17 protein-coding genes and 1 tRNA gene are annotated in these 17,256 nt (G+C 61.7%); 5 read left to right on the top strand and 13 right to left on the bottom strand.

Annotation, left to right across the window (positions count from 1 at the left end; translation table 11 throughout):
* Window positions 1–45: 45 nt before the first annotated feature.
* Complete coding sequence (locus tag G533_RS20730) at window positions 46–918, top strand: phytanoyl-CoA dioxygenase family protein (RefSeq protein WP_084638829.1); 873 nt, start codon at window positions 46–48, stop codon at window positions 916–918.
* Window positions 919–922: 4 nt separating this feature from the next.
* Here G533_RS20730 and G533_RS0105900 read toward each other — a convergent pair whose 3' ends face one another.
* Genes G533_RS0105900 through G533_RS0105890 form a run of 3 tightly spaced genes read right to left on the bottom strand, consistent with a single transcriptional unit; the run spans window position 923 to window position 4,661 of the window.
* Window positions 923–1,975, bottom strand: coding sequence for an ABC transporter ATP-binding protein (locus G533_RS0105900; protein WP_027949166.1), 1,053 nt, complete (start codon window positions 1,973–1,975; stop codon window positions 923–925).
* Entirely contained in the window at window positions 1,972–3,633 is a 1,662-nt protein-coding gene (locus tag G533_RS0105895; RefSeq protein WP_205622561.1) for an ABC transporter permease, read from the bottom strand. Before G533_RS0105895 ends, G533_RS0105900 begins: the two co-directional genes overlap by 4 nt.
* Window positions 3,624–4,661, bottom strand: coding sequence for a Fe(3+) ABC transporter substrate-binding protein (locus G533_RS0105890; protein ID WP_035526748.1), 1,038 nt, complete (start codon window positions 4,659–4,661; stop codon window positions 3,624–3,626). The genes G533_RS0105895 and G533_RS0105890 overlap by 10 nt, the downstream gene beginning before the upstream one ends.
* Before the next feature lie 216 nt (window positions 4,662–4,877).
* On the opposite strand from G533_RS0105890, the gene gltX reads away from it, so the two are divergent.
* The 4 genes from gltX (at window position 4,878) to G533_RS0105870 (ending at window position 8,741) form a co-directional block, all read left to right on the top strand.
* Window positions 4,878–6,374: a glutamate--tRNA ligase gene (gltX, locus tag G533_RS0105885; protein WP_027949163.1), complete on the top strand. Its 1,497-nt coding sequence runs from the start codon at window positions 4,878–4,880 to the stop codon at window positions 6,372–6,374.
* A gap of 6 nt (window positions 6,375–6,380) precedes the next feature.
* Complete coding sequence (locus G533_RS0105880) at window positions 6,381–7,118, top strand: sulfotransferase family protein (protein WP_027949162.1); 738 nt, start codon at window positions 6,381–6,383, stop codon at window positions 7,116–7,118.
* A gap of 71 nt (window positions 7,119–7,189) precedes the next feature.
* Complete coding sequence (locus G533_RS0105875; protein WP_027949161.1) at window positions 7,190–8,593, top strand: L-serine ammonia-lyase; 1,404 nt, start codon at window positions 7,190–7,192, stop codon at window positions 8,591–8,593.
* Window positions 8,594–8,665: 72 nt separating this feature from the next.
* Window positions 8,666–8,741, top strand: a tRNA-Ala gene (locus G533_RS0105870).
* A gap of 44 nt (window positions 8,742–8,785) precedes the next feature.
* On the opposite strand, the gene G533_RS0105865 is transcribed toward G533_RS0105870, so the two are convergent.
* The 10 genes from G533_RS0105865 to G533_RS20715 all read right to left on the bottom strand — a co-directional run bounded on the left by G533_RS0105865 (window position 8,786) and on the right by G533_RS20715 (window position 17,254).
* Window positions 8,786–9,802: an InlB B-repeat-containing protein gene (locus tag G533_RS0105865; protein ID WP_027949160.1), complete on the bottom strand. Its 1,017-nt coding sequence runs from the start codon at window positions 9,800–9,802 to the stop codon at window positions 8,786–8,788.
* Window positions 9,803–9,918: 116 nt separating this feature from the next.
* Window positions 9,919–11,607, bottom strand: a complete 1,689-nt coding sequence (locus G533_RS0105860) for a Na(+)/H(+) antiporter subunit D (RefSeq protein ID WP_027949159.1) — start codon at window positions 11,605–11,607, stop codon at window positions 9,919–9,921.
* Window positions 11,600–11,848 carry a hypothetical protein gene (locus G533_RS0105855; RefSeq protein WP_027949158.1) on the bottom strand — a complete coding sequence of 83 codons (249 nt, stop codon included), beginning with the start codon at window positions 11,846–11,848 and terminating at the stop codon, window positions 11,600–11,602. The genes G533_RS0105860 and G533_RS0105855 overlap by 8 nt, the downstream gene beginning before the upstream one ends.
* The gene (locus G533_RS0105850; RefSeq protein WP_027949157.1) at window positions 11,845–13,314 is read right to left on the bottom strand and encodes a proton-conducting transporter transmembrane domain-containing protein; all 1,470 of its coding nucleotides are present in this window, start codon (window positions 13,312–13,314) and stop codon (window positions 11,845–11,847) included. Before G533_RS0105850 ends, G533_RS0105855 begins: the two co-directional genes overlap by 4 nt.
* Window positions 13,314–14,804 (bottom strand): monovalent cation/H+ antiporter subunit D family protein, encoded by a 1,491-nt coding sequence (locus tag G533_RS0105845; protein WP_027949156.1) that lies wholly within the window; start codon window positions 14,802–14,804, stop codon window positions 13,314–13,316. The genes G533_RS0105850 and G533_RS0105845 overlap by 1 nt, the downstream gene beginning before the upstream one ends.
* Window positions 14,801–15,160 carry a cation:proton antiporter subunit C gene (locus G533_RS0105840; protein ID WP_027949155.1) on the bottom strand — a complete coding sequence of 120 codons (360 nt, stop codon included), beginning with the start codon at window positions 15,158–15,160 and terminating at the stop codon, window positions 14,801–14,803. The genes G533_RS0105845 and G533_RS0105840 overlap by 4 nt, the downstream gene beginning before the upstream one ends.
* Before the next feature lie 6 nt (window positions 15,161–15,166).
* A complete protein-coding gene (locus G533_RS0105835; RefSeq protein ID WP_205622560.1) occupies window positions 15,167–16,144 on the bottom strand; it encodes a DUF4040 domain-containing protein in 978 nt (325 codons plus the stop codon).
* On the bottom strand, window positions 16,141–16,476 hold the full coding sequence (gene mnhG / locus G533_RS20725) for a monovalent cation/H(+) antiporter subunit G (protein WP_035526742.1): 336 nt from the start codon (window positions 16,474–16,476) through the stop codon (window positions 16,141–16,143). Before mnhG ends, G533_RS0105835 begins: the two co-directional genes overlap by 4 nt.
* The gene (locus tag G533_RS20720) at window positions 16,473–16,775 is read right to left on the bottom strand and encodes an MrpF/PhaF family protein (RefSeq protein WP_240472383.1); all 303 of its coding nucleotides are present in this window, start codon (window positions 16,773–16,775) and stop codon (window positions 16,473–16,475) included. Before G533_RS20720 ends, mnhG begins: the two co-directional genes overlap by 4 nt.
* Window positions 16,775–17,254, bottom strand: coding sequence for a Na+/H+ antiporter subunit E (locus tag G533_RS20715; protein WP_051230020.1), 480 nt, complete (start codon window positions 17,252–17,254; stop codon window positions 16,775–16,777). Before G533_RS20715 ends, G533_RS20720 begins: the two co-directional genes overlap by 1 nt.
* Between the last annotated feature and the right edge of the window lie 2 nt (window positions 17,255–17,256).

Genomic DNA, 17,256 nt, shown 5'->3' with positions numbered 1-17,256 from the left:
CTTCCCCTGTGTGCGCCAGGTGCCCACCCAACGGAGTATCTGCACATGCATAGCCCTCTTCTCGTTCGTTTGCCCACCCAGGAGGAAGTCGATACCTTCTGGGATGACGGTGTTGTATGCCTGCGCGGGGCGCTGGACCCCGATGCGGTGCTGGCCATGGCACCCGCCGTGGAGCGGCTGTTGCAGGAATCGGTGGGTGAGACCATGCATGACATGTCTGCACTGGGTGCCGGCCTGGCGGCAGCGGGGGGCACCGTATTGACCGGGGGTGTCGCCGGCAAAGGGCGCTTTGTGTCTGGCACGGATCACTGGCGCGTTGACGCAGATTGCCGCGCCTTCGCCCTCGACCCGGGTCTCGGCGCGCTGGCCGGAACGTTGCTGCGCAGCCAGCAGGTCTATCTGTGGGAAGACAGTATTCTGGTCAAGGAGCCGGATACCGTCGAGCAGACGGCCTGGCATCAGGATATGGGCTACTTTCATGCCCGCGGTGAGCAGGTCTGCACGACCTGGATACCCCTGGACAGGGCAGATGCCGAAACCGGCGCAATGAGTTTTGTGCGCGGCTCGCATCGCGACGGCGCGCTCTACCGGCCCAACTGGTTTGTCTCACAGCAGAGCATGGAGGGCACCGAAGGCCTGGAGGTCCCTGATATTCCGGCCCTGGCGGCTGCACAGCGCGTTGAAGTGTTGCAGTACGCGCTTGGCCCCGGCGACCTCACCGTTCACCACGCCCGTACCCTGCACGCCGCCGGCGGTAACCTGAGCCAGCATCAGCGACGTCGGGCCATCAGCATTCGCTATTGCGGGGAGGATGTACGCTACCACTTTCGCCCCGGCGCGCCGCGCAAACCGCACCATGAACAGGTGCAGGAAGATGACCCGCTGGGTGGCCCTGACTGTCCCCGTGTGTGGGGTTAGCCCCTCAGGCCTCGCGGCTGGCTTGCCCCCCGCGAAACGCCAGGTGGGTCTGCAGTTGCAGGCTGACCGGCAGCGTTGCGCCTGCCGGTACCTCGATGTGCCCCGGAGCCAGACAGGGGACGCGCTGCCCGTCGGGTAACAGCAGCTCGTAGAGGTAGTGGGCGCCGCGAAAGGACCGTCGTGCAACGCGCAATCGTGTGGTGCTGCCCGCGTCGTAGGTAATGTCTCCGGGGCGCACCAGCAACTGACAGCGAGCGTCGGTCTCGCCAGGCTTCCCGGCGCCCGTGAAAGGCTCTGTGACCTCGCCGGCCCGGTTGATAGTCGCCGTGATGATTGCACCCTCGCCAATGAATGCGGCAACGAAAGGGTTGAGCGGATGGTGATAAAGATCGTAGGGTGAGGCGGTCTGCACGATCCGGCCCTGATTGAGCAGGGTAATCTGATCCGCCATGGCAAACGCCTCGTGCTGGTCGTGCGTCACCAGCAAAGCGGTAATGGCGCTACGCTTGAGCAGCTCGCGAACGTCAGCGGCGAGTGCCGTGCGCAACTCGGCATCCAGGTTGGAGAATGGCTCGTCCAGCAGCAGGATTTCCGGCTCCGGTGCCAGTGCACGGGCCAGGGCGACGCGCTGTTGTTGCCCACCGGACAGTTCGTGCGGCCAGGCATCGCCATGCTCGCTCAGTGCAACCAGTTGCAGCAGGCTTTCAACCCGGTCACGACGTGCTCTACTGGACAAGGCGGACAGGCCGAACGCGATGTTGCCACGCACGTTGAGGTGTGGAAACAGGGCAAAATCCTGAAACACCATGCCGACTTTACGCTGCTCCGGTGGTGTGCGCCGCTGCGGCGTGCTCAAGGTCTCGCCGCACAGTGCAATGCTGCCTGCGGTGAGCGGCTCGAAGCCGGCGATCGCGCGCAGCAGCGTTGTCTTGCCACAACCTGAAGGGCCGAGCAGACAGCCGATGTCTCCCGACTCCAGCGTCACTGAGGCATTTTCGACCGCCGTGGTCGCACCGTAGCGCACGCTGACCTGTTGCAGCTCAAGTTGCTGGCTCATGCCTCTGTGGGCTCCGTTGACATGCTGCGGGTGAGAAGAATAACAGGCAGCAGCCCGATCAGCACGATGGCAAGAGCTGGCAGTGCCGCTTCGGCCAGACGTTCGTCTGAAGCCAGTTCGTGGGCCCGCACGGCCAGCGTGTTGAAGTTGAAAGGGCGCAGGATAAGGGTTGTCGGCAGCTCCTTGAGTACGTCCACAAAAACCAGCAACAGGGCACTGAGCAGGCTGGTGCGCAACATGGGAAGGTGTATGCGACGCAGCACGCCCAGTGGTGTTTGTCCGAGTGAGCGTGCGGATTCATCGATGGCCGGCCGGATGCGGGTGAGGCCGGCCTCCACCGACTGCAGCGACACCGCGAGGAAGCGCACAACGTAGGCAAACACCAGTGCCCCGAGAGTGCCGCTGATGAGCAGTCCAGAGGAAACCCCCAGGGTTCGCTGTAGCCAGCCGTCCAGCGTATTGTCCATCCAGGCGAACGGGATCATCACGCCGACGGCAATCACGGTGCCGGGCACCGCGTAACCCATGCTCGCAAGGCGCGTGACGCCAGTTTCCAGACGGCCGGGGTAGGCGCGTTTGCCGTATCCCAGCAAGAGGGCCAGCAGCAGACAACCCAGAGAGGCGAGTGCGGCAAGAAGAAAGCTGTTGCCCAGCAGTGCGAGGAAAGCGGTACTGAACACGCTGCTGTAGTGCTGCGCGGCCCACACCCCAAGTTGCGCGGCGGGCAGCAGAAAACCAGCTGTGAGAATAAGCAGCGCGGTTGTCGAAGCTGCTGCCGCGCGCCATCCGCGCAGTTGCATGCGTGACGGGGGCCGGGCGCTGTGCATTTTATGGAAACGCAGGCGGGCCCTGGAGTGTCTTTCCAGCGCGAAAAGTACCAGCACAAAGATCAGCAGGAAGGCGGCCAGCTGCGCGGCGGTGTGCAGCTCTCCCAGGCCATACCAGGTGCGGAAGATGCCAGTGGTGAAGGCACTCACACCGAAGTACGCCACGGTGCCATAGTCTGCCAGGGTTTCCATCAGCGCCAGGCTTACGCCCGCGGCGAGCGCCGGCCGGGCGAGCGGCAAGGTCACGCGGAACAGCGTTTGCCATGCGGACCTGCCAAGGCTGCGGCTCGCTTCCACCAGCGCGGGTGATTGTTCCAGCAGGGCGATACGCGCCAGCAGGTAGACGTAGGGGTAGAGGACCAGAGATAACATGCAGATTGCGCCACCGAGCGAGCGTATCGGCGGAAACCAGTAGTCACCGTATTGCCAGCCAAAGGCTTCGCGCAGGGCGCTCTGCACCGGGCCTGCAAAGTCGAGCAGTCCGGTGTACGTGTAGGCAATGATGTAGGCAGGCATGGCCAGGGGCAGGAGCAATGCCCAGGAGAACACACGCCGCCCGGGGAATTCGCAGAGTGCCGTGAGCCACGCGCTACTCGCGCCCAACAGCAGCGTGCCAGCGCCGACGCCGAGCATCAGCAGCAGCGAATTGACGATGTAGTCGAGCAGCACGGTATCCAGTAGGTGCGTCCATGCCGTGCTGTAGGGCCCCAGCAGGCTGGCGGCAATCACCGCAACCGGCATCGCGACCAGGCCGGCGCTCAAGACCATGGCAATACGCCATAGCATTGCAGCGGTCACGACCGTGGGCTTCGTGGTGGCGACTACTTCCAACCTGCGCGATCCATCGCTTTCACGGCTTCCGCGTTGAGGCGTCCGAGCTCACTCACATTCAGCGCATCGGCCTTGAAGGACCCCCACGATTGCAACAGCGCCGAGGGCTCTACGTCTTCACGTACAGGAAACTCGTTGTTGACCTGGGCATACCAACGCTGGCTTTCCTCACGCAGCATGAATTCCATGAGTTGGCGTGCCGCTTCCGGTTTGCTTGCCGCCCGGGTGACGCCGGCACCGCTGATATTGATGTGCGTGCCGCGGCCTGCCTGGTTGGGCCAGAACAGGGTGACCTGCTCGGCGGCTTCGCGCTCCTCGAGGTTATCGGATTGCAGCATTCCCCCCAGGTAGTAGCTGTTGACCAGGGCGACATCGCATTGCCCGGCGGCCACCGCCTTGATCTGGTCGCGGTCGCCGCCCTGGGGCGTGCGCGCGAAGTTCGCAACAAACCCGTCGAGCCAGGTTGCTGTAGCTGCGGGGCCATCGGTGGCAAGCATGCCTGCGACCAGAGACTGGTTATAAATGTTGCCCGACGAGCGAACGCAGATGCGACCGCGCCAGACAGGGTCGGCCAGCGATGTATAGTCGCTGAGGTCCGCGGCATCCACGCGTTCAGCGGCGTATACCAGTACCCGGGCCCGCACTGACAGACCATACCAGTAGTTCTCGTCGCTGCGCAGGTGGGCGGGGGCGCCGGCCTGCAGTGCCGGGGATGTTACGGGTTGCAGCAGGTTCTCCGCCTGCGCGCGGTAAAGATTGCCGGCGTCGCTGGTCAGGAACAGGTCGGCGGGTGAGTTGTCGCCTTCGTTTTCAAGACGGGCCAGCAGCGCATCGCCGTTCCCGGTCACCAGGTTGACGGGAATTCCGGTTTCTGCCGTGAACTTCTCCAGCAGGGGTTGGATAAGCGCCTCCTGGCGGGCCGAGTACACGTTCACCGCATCCGGTGCGCCGCAGGCAGTGAGCCCGCTCAGTGCCAGCAGGGTGAGCAGCAGGGTGGCCCGGCGGATGCGGGTGTGGAGACGTACCATGGGAACCTCGCGAGTGGAATAATGTGAAAACGCTAATTATTCGCATTAAGTGCGGACAAGGCAAGTCTGCGTGCTGGCGCATTTGGTGCGTCGGCCCGGTTGGCTATAGCGACGCTGGTGTCGAGGCCTGCGCCGCAGCTCAACGCGCCTCTGGTGGGAATCGGAAAGGTGAGACCGTATAATCCCGCCCCTACATTGTTTCGTTCCGGAAGCCCCATGACTGTTCGCACACGTATCGCGCCTTCACCCACGGGTGACCCGCATGTCGGCACGGCGTACATCGCGCTGTTCAATTACTGCTTTGCGCGCGCGCACGGCGGGGAATTCATCCTGCGCATTGAAGACACGGACCAGGCCAGAAGCACCGCGGCTTCCGAACAGGCGATTCTGGATTCCCTGCGTTGGCTTGGCCTGGAGTGGGATGAAGGGCCCGACGTGGGCGGTGACTGTGGCCCCTACCGACAGAGCGAACGTATGGCGCTGTACGGCGAGTATGCTCTGCAACTGGTGCGTGAGGGTAAGGCGTTCCTGTGCTATCGCACGCCGGAGGAGCTGGATGCGCTGCGCGAGGCTCGACGGGCTGCGGGCAACAGTACGGCATTGAAACCGGCGGATCTTGTATTGCCGGAAGCGGAAGTGGCGCAGCGCGAGGCGGCCGGTATGCCCTATGTGGTGCGTATGCATGTGCCCGATGAAGACGGGGCCTGTGTCGTGCACGACCTGTTGCGGGGGGATATCGAACTCGACTGGAGCATGGTTGATGCCCAGATTCTGCTGAAGTCGGACGGCATGCCCACCTATCATCTGGCCAATGTTGTCGATGATCACCTGATGGGTATTACCCACGTGCTGCGCGGCGAGGAGTGGATCAATTCCGCCCCCAAACACAAGCTCCTCTATCAATACTTTGGCTGGGACATGCCAGTGCTCTGCCATTTGCCTCTACTGCGGAACCCGGATAAATCGAAGCTCAGCAAGCGCAAGAATCCCACCAGTATCCTCTACTACCAGCGCATGGGTTTTCTGCCGGAAGCCCTGTTGAACTATCTCGGGCGGATGGGCTGGTCGATGCCTGACGAGCGGGAAAAATTCTCGCTGGCAGACATGCAGGAACACTTTGACATCACGCGGGTATCCCTGGGCGGGCCCATTTTTGACCAGGAAAAGCTGCGCTGGTTGAATGGTCTGTGGATTCGTGAGGACCTGAGCGAGGCAGAGCTGGCCACGCGGCTGATCACATGGGCCTACAACGCGGAAAACCTGCGCAAGGTGCTGCCCCACGCCCAGAAGCGCATGGAAACCCTCAGTGATTTCGCCCCGCTCGCCGCCTTTCTGGTGTCCGGTACGCTGCCGATCAGCGAGGACTCCTTCGCCGGCATCAAAATGGAGCGTGAGGCGCTGGTCGCCAATCTGCAGTTCGCCCTGTGGCGCCTGGAGGCACTGAGTGACTGGGAACGCGACGCGGTCTGGAACGCGCTTAAAGCGCTGGCGGACGCACAGGGAGTGAAGATAAAGGATTTCCTGGCACCGATGTTCGTGGCGATTGCCGGTTCCAGTGCGTCATTCTCGGTGGTCGATTCCATGGCGTTGCTGGGCCCGGACATGAGCCGGGCGCGCCTGCGTCACGCCATTGAGGTGTTGGGCGGCGTGTCGAAGAAAGCGGCGAAGCGGCTTGAAAAAGCCTATGCCGAGCTGCAGCCCTCGGGCCACTGAAACGCCATGGCGCTCCCCGACGATACGCGTTTTCGTTTTCTCATTGTGGGGGCCGGGCGCTCGGGCACCAGCCTGCTCACCGCACTCCTTGACCAGCATTCGCAGTTGGAAGTGGGTTTTGAGGTCGGCAGCATTGCGTACTTGCGTGGCCGCGAACTGGATGACGAGCCACAGCGGCTGTTCGCGCAACGCACCGGGGCTTTTGTCGATTGTTGCCTGCAGGCCGCAGCGGACAGCGACGCGGCACTGTGGGGTAACAAGGTGACAACGGAGCAGCTGGCCGGGCTCAACAAGCATAACCTCTACCATGTGCCGGCACTGGATATTCTCGACGCATTCTTCAACGAGACGCTGGCAGGGCTGAAAGTCATCTATCTGTTGCGCGACGGTCGCGCCTGCGTCCAGTCGAAACTGTCGCGCACCGCGCAGAGCCTGGAGCAAGCCTGCGAGAGCTGGCGCTATGCGGTCGAGGTATACACGTTTCTGCAGACCCGCCCAAACACACTTTTTCTGCGTTTTGAGGAACTGGTGGCAGATCCACAGGCAGAGCTGGCGCGTGTACTCGATTTTCTCGGCCTCACTTTTGAGTCATCGATCGTTTCTGAGCACAGCACCATGCACCCCGGCATGCCGCCGGCCTATCGGCGTGCGGGTATCGATGCGGCACGTGGTCGCGACATCAACGTCAGCCATCCCTGCGTGCCTCTCATTGAGGACGCCCTGCAACGTGCGGGTTACGCCTAGCGCACAGCCTGTGCCCCTGCGCCTGAATACGTCTACACTCAACAGCGTGGAAGCTTACGGAGGTCGCGGGCGTGGCCATCAGCACATTTGATTTGTTCAAGGTAGGCATCGGCCCCTCCAGCTCACACACGGTTGGCCCGATGCATGCGGCAAAGCGTTTCGTCGACACACTGCAGAAGCAGGGCGCCCTGCAGCGCTGCGGGCGCATCACGGCCGAACTCTACGGCTCACTGGGTGCAACCGGAGCCGGCCACGGATCGCCCAAAGCGGTGATCCTCGGCCTCGCGGGGGAAGCGCCGGATACCGTTGTTGTGGAAGATATTCCCCAGCGTATTGCGGCGGTGCGCGAACATGGCGTACTGCAGTTGCTCGGTGAGCACGAGATACCCTTCAGTTACCGCGACGACTTGATCATGCACCGCAGCGAAACATTGCCACAGCACGCCAACGGCATGCGGTTTCGCGCGTTTGACCAGCAAGGCCATTGCTTCCAGGAGGCCGTGTATTACTCGGTGGGCGGCGGTTTTGTGGTGGACGAGGCGGCCGCCGAGGGGGGCGAACTGATTGTCGACGACCCGACCGCAGTGCCGTTCCCCTTCAGTACGGGGGAGGAGTTGCTGCGCCGCTGCGACGAAAGCGGTCTCTCCATCAGCAGCCTGATGTTGGAAAACGAAAAAGCGTGGCGTTCGCGGGAGGACATCCATGACGGTTTGCTACAGCTGTGGCGAGTGATGGATGCATCGATCACCCGCGGCTGCGAGGCCGAAGGCATTCTTCCCGGCGGACTCAAGGTCAAACGGCGCGCCGCGCAGCTCTACCGCCAGCTCAAGGGTCGCCAGGGGGGACTGGGAGACGACTCCCTCAACACCATGGACTGGGTCACCCTGTATGCGTTGGCGGTGAATGAGGAAAATGCGGTGGGCGGGCGCATTGTGACCGCACCAACCAACGGTGCGGCGGGCATCATTCCCGCGGTTCTCAAGTATTACCTCACACGTTGCCAGGGTGCAGTGGAAGAGGACGCAGTACGTTTTTTACTCACGGCTGCGGCGATTGGCACCCTGTACAAGATCAACGCGTCCATTTCCGGTGCGGAAGTCGGTTGCCAGGGGGAGGTGGGCTCGGCCTGTTCGATGGCTGCAGGCGCGCTGGCGGACGCCCTGGGTGGCACCCCGGAGCAGGTGGAGAACGCCGCCGAGATCGCCATGGAGCACAATCTGGGACTGACCTGCGACCCTATAGGAGGCCTGGTGCAGGTGCCCTGCATAGAGCGCAATGCGATGGGTGCGATCAAGGCCATCAGCGCGGCGCGCATGGCTTTGCGGGGCAGCGGAGAACACTACGTGTCACTCGATCAGGTGATCAAGACGATGCGCGATACCGGCCGCGATATGCAGGACAAGTACAAGGAAACGGCACGCGGCGGGCTGGCAGTCAACGTGTTGGAGGTTCCGGTCAACTTTGTCGACTGCTAGAGACACTTTCACCCCCGCCACTGCTTGACAGGGTTATCCCGCCTCTCTAGAATTCGCGTCCTCAGAGTTTACGGGGCTATAGCTCAGCTGGGAGAGCGCTTGCATGGCATGCAAGAGGTCGACGGTTCGATCCCGTCTAGCTCCACCAAACAAACCCTCTGCACCGTGCTGGCGCAGAGGGTTTTTTTTGCTTTAGAGAGTGGCGCCATTGATGCTGGCGTTGAGCAGCACAGTGCTGTCGCCGTCGGCAGTCGATTTCAGCAGCATGCCATTGCCCACCCCGAACCACTCCTCATTGGTCTGCGTGCCCGCGCTTCCGGTTTCACGTGTTTGAAAACGGCAGGCCTGGAACTGGCCAGCAGGCACGGTGACAGGTTCGATACCGACAAAAGTTGTGCGCCGGTCCACGGTGTTGCTCTCGTTGATGGTGAAGCCGCGCACGCGCGTGCGCAGGTTGACCGTGTAGCGTTGCTCGTATGACTGGCCTGCACTGAGGTCGTAGCGCTCCAGCTGCTGTGGGGCAAAGACCACCCGGCTGTCGGACGATTCAGGCGTGAACGATTCGACCTCAACACCGTATTCGAGCACCCGGAACTGGCTGCTCTGGGGCTGGAAGTAGGCCTCGGCTTTTGAGGTAGAGGGAGCGGCACCCCTGGCCCGGGTGTTGGTGGTCGCCTTCAGGGTGCTTTTGCCTTCGAAGGTCGCACCACCGGTAATCACCTGGTCGTAGTCGAAAGGCACCACGGCACCGCTGGCGTCCGTGCTGCGGTAGCTGGCGACAACGGTGGTGTTGACCGCCATCAGTGTGCTGTTGAAGCAGCGGCGGGCATCACCACTGCCACCGGCGCTGCGGATAAACACCGGCTCCAGGTAAAACACTTCATTGGGTCGGGCGAGGAAACCCAGGAGGTCGTCATTGCCGGCGAATCCGGAGGTAAACAGCCTGCAATCCTTGGTGCTGCCACCGCAGAGGCCACGCTGGCGTTTTTTCCAGCCGGCGAATTCGTAACCCGCTGCAGGGCGGGCAATGAAGGTTTCGTCGAAGAAGATGTCGTTGACGTTGATTGCCGGACACGCGGCGTTGGCGGCGCAAGCATAGTTGCCGGAGGCGGTCGTGATGGAGCCGCCGGCTGGACTGGAAAGCTGCACCTTGCAGCCGGCCAGCGTCATAGAGGACAGGAGTAGGGCAATACCAATAATCTTGTACATGGCGGGGTTGACGCTCTCGGGGTAAGGTAACAGAGCGTAACAGTGTAGTCTGGCGCGTGCGTGCCACGAATCACGGCGCACAGGAAGTGTGCGCCAGTTCACAGTGGTCGGGCCTGCTAGAACAGGTAGTAGGCGAAGACGTAGATCATCAGTAGCAGCACGATCCACAGCGCGGTGGTGCCGATTTCCCAGGAACGCCCCAGAGGGCCTGTGTGGCCCATGGTGTGGCGCGCCGATGCGGTGAGCAGATCAACACCGTGCTGGAGCCGGCGTCGCGCGGCCACCACTGGCGGCTTCCCGATCCGCGCCACGAATTGCACAAGCACCGGCATGCCCCGACGCCAGAGCCAGTCCACGTCGAGCGAAATGGTGAGTGTGCGTTTCATCCACGGCAACAGCAGGAAGAACGCGAGCCCGGAGAACAGCAGCAGCTGCAGGTAGAACAACACCTTGCCTGGCTTGTAGGGATGGTAGTCCACGGCATAGGGCAGCAGCGGATAAAGCAACTGCGGGTAGACGCCGATCAGAATACAGAGGAACGCGAAGAACAGCATGGCGATACGCATGTTCCAGGGGGCATCGTCGGGGCGCAGGCCCGAATCCTTCTGGAAGAAAACGAACCAGGGAAACTTGATCCCGGCATGCAGGAATACGCCAGCCGAGGCGGCCGCCAGCAGGAAGTACACCGTTACCAGTCCTTCATCCACTGCGGCCTGGGAAATCAGGGTTTTGGTGGTGAAGCCAGAGGTAAGCGGAAAGCTTGAGATCGCGAGGGCGCCAATCACACCGCACCACATGGTCACCGGCATGGTGCGAAACAGGCCGCCAACATCGGTGCACAAGTGCTTGCCCGTGCGCATCACCACAACGCCCGCACTCATGAACAGCAGTGCCTTGTAGATGATGTGGGCGAACGCGTGAGCCGAAGCGCCGTTGATTGCCGTTTCTGTGCCTATGCCCACAGCGACGACCATGAACCCCACCTGGTTGACGATGGAGAACGCCAGAATGCGGCGAATATCATTTTCCAGCAGCGCGTAGAAAATGCCGTAAAACACCATGAACAGGCCGATACCTACCAGTATCGATTCGCCGGGGAACAGCAGTATCAAGGCCAGAATCGCGGTCTTGGTGGTAAAGGCCGAGAGGAATACGGAACCGGTCGGGCTGGCCGTCGGGTAGGCATCTGACAGCCACGACGATAGCGGTGGCGCTGCCGCATTGATCAATATGCCTATGAGGATCATCCAGGTGCTGAAGTCCTCAGCGGCCAGAGGGCGAATGTCCAGCGAGCCGGTGGTGACCAACAAGCCTTCAATGCCTACCTTCAGGATGACGCCACCCAGCAGGTGCATGATGGCATAGCGCACGCCGGCGGCGCGGGCATTTTCTGTGCCCCCACACCACACCACGACGGTGGAGAACAGCGCCATGATTTCCCAGAATACAAACAGCGTCAGCAGGTCGCCGGCAAAGGATACGCCCACCGCGCCCGCCGCGTAGAGCTGTGCCGCGACCAGTTCCGTGCGCCGCGCGTGATTGAACGCGAACACGGCGCCGGTGGCGGACATGATGGCAAATATAGTTGCGAACAGGCGTCGTACCGGGCCGCCTTCCACCAGTTCCAGCGGGTAGCCCAGGAACTCTCCGCGCAGGACGACGCCGTCGGGGACCTGCCAGATCAAGTACAGGCAGATCAGCGGTGCGACGATGACCACCACCGCGCGCAACTGGCGCGAGCTGATCAGTGCCGTGAGCAGGGCTCCGCCAATGAGCGCAAGGGCGGGGGGAAGCATCTCAAACATCGTAGTAGTCTTCCGGCCGTTTCAGCAGCTTGCCGATGAATTTCGCGCCGAACACCATCAGCACACAGCTGAGGAAGCCAAACAGGGCACCAAAGCCGAACCAGCTGTCTACACCGAAATAGCCCTTGATGGGAATCAGCAACTGCAGGAGCACAGTCATAGCCAGCACGCTGTAGCCGATAATCCACAACCAGCGAATGGTGGTGGGGCGGGTCAGCCAGTGATTGTCGGGTTGCGTCATAACGGCAGGCTCTCCACCAACTGACTCTCGAGGTCCAGCAGTGGCTGGTTGAAGAAGAAAAACACAATGGTGAGCGTGGCCGTTACCGACAGCGCCAGCAAAATTGCTTTCGGCGCCTCGCCATGGTTCATATCCACGCCGTCTGCTGGCGGTGCCAGCCAGGCAAAATAGATGATGGGCAGGAAATACATGGCGTTGAGTACCGTGCTGCCGATAATCGTGAAAATGGCGATGTAGTTTTCCGCCTGGAAGGCTCCTGCCAATATAAACCACTTGGACACGAAGCCCGCGGTTGGTGGTACGCCAATCATGCTCAGCGCGCCGATAGTGAACGCGGCCATGGTGATGGGCATACGGCGACCGATGCCGGCGAGCTGCCACAGCTCGGTCTTGTGCGCTGCGGTGTAGATTGCCCCGGCAGCGAAAAACAGCGTGATCTTGCCGAAGGCGTGCGCCGCAATATGTACCGCGGCGCCCACCTCTGCCAGCGGCTTGAGAATCACCGTAGCCATGATCACATAGGAGAGTTGGCCGATGGTCGAGTAGGCCAGCATACGTTTCAGGTTGGTCTGGTAGAGCGCGATGATACTCGCCGTGATGATGGTGAACGCAGCCGCGAACTGCAGCCACTGGGCACTGGGCTCGTTGAACAGGAAATCAACGCCGAAGATGTAAATGATGATCTTGGTGATGCTGAACACGCCCGCCTTGACCACCGCTACCGCGTGCAGCAGGGCACTGACTGGTGTGGGTGCCACCATGGCCGCGGGCAGCCAGCGGTGTACGGGCATGACCGCGGCCTTGCCGATGCCGAATACAAACAGCCCCAGCAGCAGCCCGACTGCGGGCCCTGCAAGCTTGCCCTCGATAATACCGCCCAGGGTGAAGGTGGTGGTGCCCGTTGCAACCCAGGTCCAGATGATGGCGGGCAAGAGCAAGCCGATGGAAGTGGCGAGCAACACGCCGAGGTAGACCCGCGCCGAGGCGATGGTTTTGGCGTCGCCCTTGTGTGCCACCAGTGGATAGGTGGAGAGCGTGAGCAGTTCGTAGAACAGGAACAGGGTGAACAGGTTGTCGGCCAGGGCAATCCCCATGGCGGCGGCAATGGCAAGCGCAAAACAGATGTAGAAGCGGGTCTGGTGCTTTTCGTTGTTGCCGCGCATGTAGCCAATCGAGTAGATGGTGTTGATGATCCACAGGAAAGAGGCAATACAGGCAAACATCATCCCCAGCGGTTCCAGTGAAAGCGCCAGTACCAGGCCGGGAAGTGGCTCGGAGAGCAGGAAGCGCGGACGTGCACCGTCGCTAACCTCGGGGAACCAGGAGAATACCAGCACGGCGAGTGTCACCGCGGTCAGCAGGCTGATCGCTTCCCGCAGGTTGGGCCAGCGCCCGGTAAAGGCAATGCCGATGGCACCCAACAAGGGCAATGCCAGGATGATTGGCAGAGTTGATGTGGCCATCATCACAGCAGCCCCCCGAGCAGTGTGCCGGTGCCACTTTCAGCCAGTGCGATCGGCAGTTGTGGTGCGAGACCGAAGTAGATGTTGGCGAGCGCGGCAAACCAGATCAGGGCACGCAGTGGCAAGGGCACCTCCATCGCCGAAACATCACCGTCGGGCGGGGTGCCGTAATAGGCTGTTTCCACAAATTTCCACAGGTAAACAACCGCGAGCAGCGAGCTGATAACGATGGCGATGACCAAGGGTATGCCCCATCCGGGAACACTCATCACGGCCACAACCAAATACCATTTGCTGACAAAGCCCGCGGTGCCGGGTACGCCAATCAGGCTGAGCCCGGCAATCACGAAGGCGCCCATCGTCCAGGGCATGCGTCGACCGATACCGGCGAGGTTGCTGATGCGGGTGCTGCGGGAGGTCAGAACAAAGGCGGAGACGCAGAGAAACAGCGTACCTTTCGCCAGTGCATGGTTGAACATGTGCAATTGCGCGGCCATCAGCCCAGCCTGAGTGGCCAGTCCGGCGGCGAGCGCGATGTAGCCGATCTGCGCTACCGACGAAAATGCCAACAGCTTCTTGATATTGCCCTGATAGATAGCGATGGCCGACGCCAGCAGGATGCCGGACAACGCCAGGGGCACGATAAAGACGCTGAACAGGTCGGAATGTCCGAGCAGATTGCCATGGAACACACCGTAGTTGAAGCGCAGCAAGACGTAGATCGATACCTTGGTGGAACAGGCGGCGATGAAAACGGTTACGGCGTTCGGTGCGTAGGTGTAGGCGCGGGGCAGCCATATGTGCAGCGGGAATATCGCCGCCTTCAGCGCGAGGCCGATAGTGATGAAGCCGGCGGCTATGATCACCGGACGTGTTTCAATCACCTCGCCAAGACGCAGCGCCATGTCCTCAAAATTGAGGGTGCCCGTCATCATGTAGATGAAGCCGACCCCGATCAGGTAGAACGTCGCCCCGATCGTGCCGATGATGAGGTACTTGAAGACCGCCGACAGCGCCCGGCGGTCGCGCCCGGCAGCGATCAGTATATACGTTGCCAGGGACGAGATTTCCATGAAGACGAAGACGTTGAATGCGTCGCCAGCCACGGCAATACCACACAGCCCAGCCAGTGCGATAAGCCAGGCGCCATAGAACATGGGCGCGCGGCGGTTGTCGATGTCGCGGCGCAGGGAAAGACGTCCCCCCGCCAGGCCCAGGCTCGATGCTCCGGTGACCAGCAACAGCATGAGCGCGCTCAGTCCGTCGATGTTCAGGCTGATACCGAAGGGGGGTTGCCAGCCGCCGACGGCATACTCCGGTACGCCACCGGCGAGCACCGCCTGCGTCAGCAGAATGGCGAGGCCGAACGATGCCAGGCTGGCGACCAGTGCGGCGAGCCAGGCGAGGAAGCCGTTGCGCAGGAGAATGACCAGCGGCGCGGTGAGAAGCGGCAGTGCAACCTGCAGTGCCGGGAGATGATCCGCCAGATTCATGACTCGCGGTCCATCGCCAGTATTTCGTTGTCTTCTACCGTGCCGTACTCTTCATAGAGCCGCACGACAATGGCGAGACCCAGCGCCGTGGTGGAGATGCCGACGACGATAGCTGTGAGAATCAGCACCTGGGGCAGCGGGTTGGAGAAAATCTGCCCGGAGACGCCCGCCTGGATAATGGGCGCGGTACCGCCGTCTACCCGGCTCATGGTAATGAAAAACAGGAACACGGCTGACTGGAAAATGGCCAGCGCCATGATCTTCTTCACCAGGTTCTGTTTGCTGATCAGGGCGTACAGGCCGATCATCAGGAGCACGGCAAAAACCCAGTAATTGAAAAGACCAAGAAGCTTCATGCAGGATCAGTCCCGGGCAGCGAAGGCGTGGAAAATGGAGAGCAGCACGCCGGTGACGGTCAGGCCCACGCCCAGCTCGATCACAATAATACCGATATGCTGGCCGGTAACCGGATTGTCCGCGAGCACGGAATACTCCAGGAACTGGCCACCCATGAGAATTCCGGCGAGCCCGACAGAGCCGTAAAGCAGCGCGCCTCCCGCACTCATCCAGAGCAGCACCCGGGGCGGAATGACGGACAGGGCAAGCCCCTCACCCCGTACCAGGGAGTAGAGAATAATGCCGGCAACGAAGATGGCACCCGCCTGAAACCCCCCTCCCGGGCTGTATTCGCCATGGAACTGGATAAACAGCGCGAACAGCAGAATGAAGGGAATGAGCAAGCGCGCCATGACCTTGGGGATCAAGTGACCGCTGAGACCTTCTTCAACCCGGCTGTCGAGGCGGGAAAATGGCTTTCCACGTCCACCGCCAAGCAGGAACATCACGCCAATACCGGCGGTCAACACCACGAACACCTCACCCAGCGTGTCATAGCCGCGAAAACTGCTGAGCACGGCTGTGACGATGTTGGGTATGTCGATCAGCTCCGGTGTCTTCTCGATGTACCACTGGGCCACATGCTGTTGCGCAGGCGCATTCGGGTCACCTAATGTGGGTTGGCCGAAGGAGGCGTAAATCATCAGCAGGGTGGTCGCCGCGATGACCGCAACGGACAGCTTGCGCAGCGAGCGCCCCCTGGCTTCCGTCGGCGGTGTGAGCTTCAGGCCGGCCAGCAAGAGTACGGTGGCAACCCCGGCGCCCACGGCAGCCTCGGTCAGCGCAACGTCTGCGGCGTCAAGCAGGAAGAAGTTCAGAGCCATCAGCAGGCTGAAGATGCCGCTCAACATTACCGCCGAGAACAGGTCCTCAGAGCGCACAATGGCGACCGCCGTGATGACCAGCAGGGACAGCAGGAATATGCCAATCAGCAGCGTCGTCACGCGGGAGTCTCCGGGTCTGTTGATGTTTTCTCCACGCCCTCGGGCCGGAGCCCGGACAGCAACGCGGCGTTGGCCAGCGCGTAGGTGGCGGTGGGGGAGGTCACCAGCAAAAACAGCATGACGGCGGCCAGTTTCACTGCAATCAGGGACAAGCCGGCATAGATCATCAGGCCACCGAGCACCAGCACCGGGCCCAGGGAGTCGGTCAGGCTGGCCCCGTGAATGCGGGTGTAGAAGTCGGGCATGCGCAGCGCGCCAATGCCGCCGGCAAGCACGAACACGCTGCCTGCCACCACCAGCAGGCCGGCGATCAGGTCGAGAATCTCATTCATTCGATAGTGTTCTCCGCGGGCGCTTCTGACGTGCTCTGCGACCGCTGGCGTCGACGGCTTTCCTGCACAAACCAGAGTACAGCCATAACCCCGATGAAGTTGATCAGTGCGTAGGCCAGTGCGAGATCCAGGAAATCAGTGCGGCCCATGATGAACGCCATGACGGCAATGAGCAGCACGGTCTTGGTGCCGAACATGTTGACCGCCAGCACACGGTCATAGACGCTTGGACCCAGCAGGGCGCGGGTCAAGGCTAACGCCATGGTCACCAGAATGCCGATAGCAGCAACCAGCAACATCAGTCAGGGTCCACGGCGGCGACGCGGCGGCTCATGGCGCCACCGCGCAGGTCTTCAGCGGCGGCGCGTGTCAGGCAGTGAGTGGTGATGCGGGTGTCGTCGATGTTGATGGTGAGAGTCCCCGGGGTCAGTGTGATTGAATTGCCCAGCAGTGTGAGGGCGAACTTGCTGGAAGCGGCAGCGTCGATGTCCACGATGGTGGGGGACAGCGCCGACTTCGGACCCAGCACAAGGCGCAGGACCTGTATATTGGTGACCACCATTTCCCAGAGCAACCAGAGCCAGTAGCGGGGCACCCGGTACAGCAGCGCGAAACGGTGTTCCTGCTGATCGGGCAGTGCCATGCGGTGGGTAAGCCAGGCGACCAGTGCACAGGAGGCAATGCCCAGCTGCAGCACGGGTGTTTTGTATAACCCCCCCCACAACAACCAGACTGCGAACAGGGCGATAATTGCGAGCAGGTACCGCATCAGGGGCATAT

Source organism: Haliea salexigens DSM 19537, assembly GCF_000423125.1.
GTDB lineage: Bacteria > Pseudomonadota > Gammaproteobacteria > Pseudomonadales > Halieaceae > Haliea > Haliea salexigens.
The sequence above is the reverse complement of the archived record's forward strand: the minus strand, read 5'-3'. Positions and strand labels throughout refer to the sequence as shown.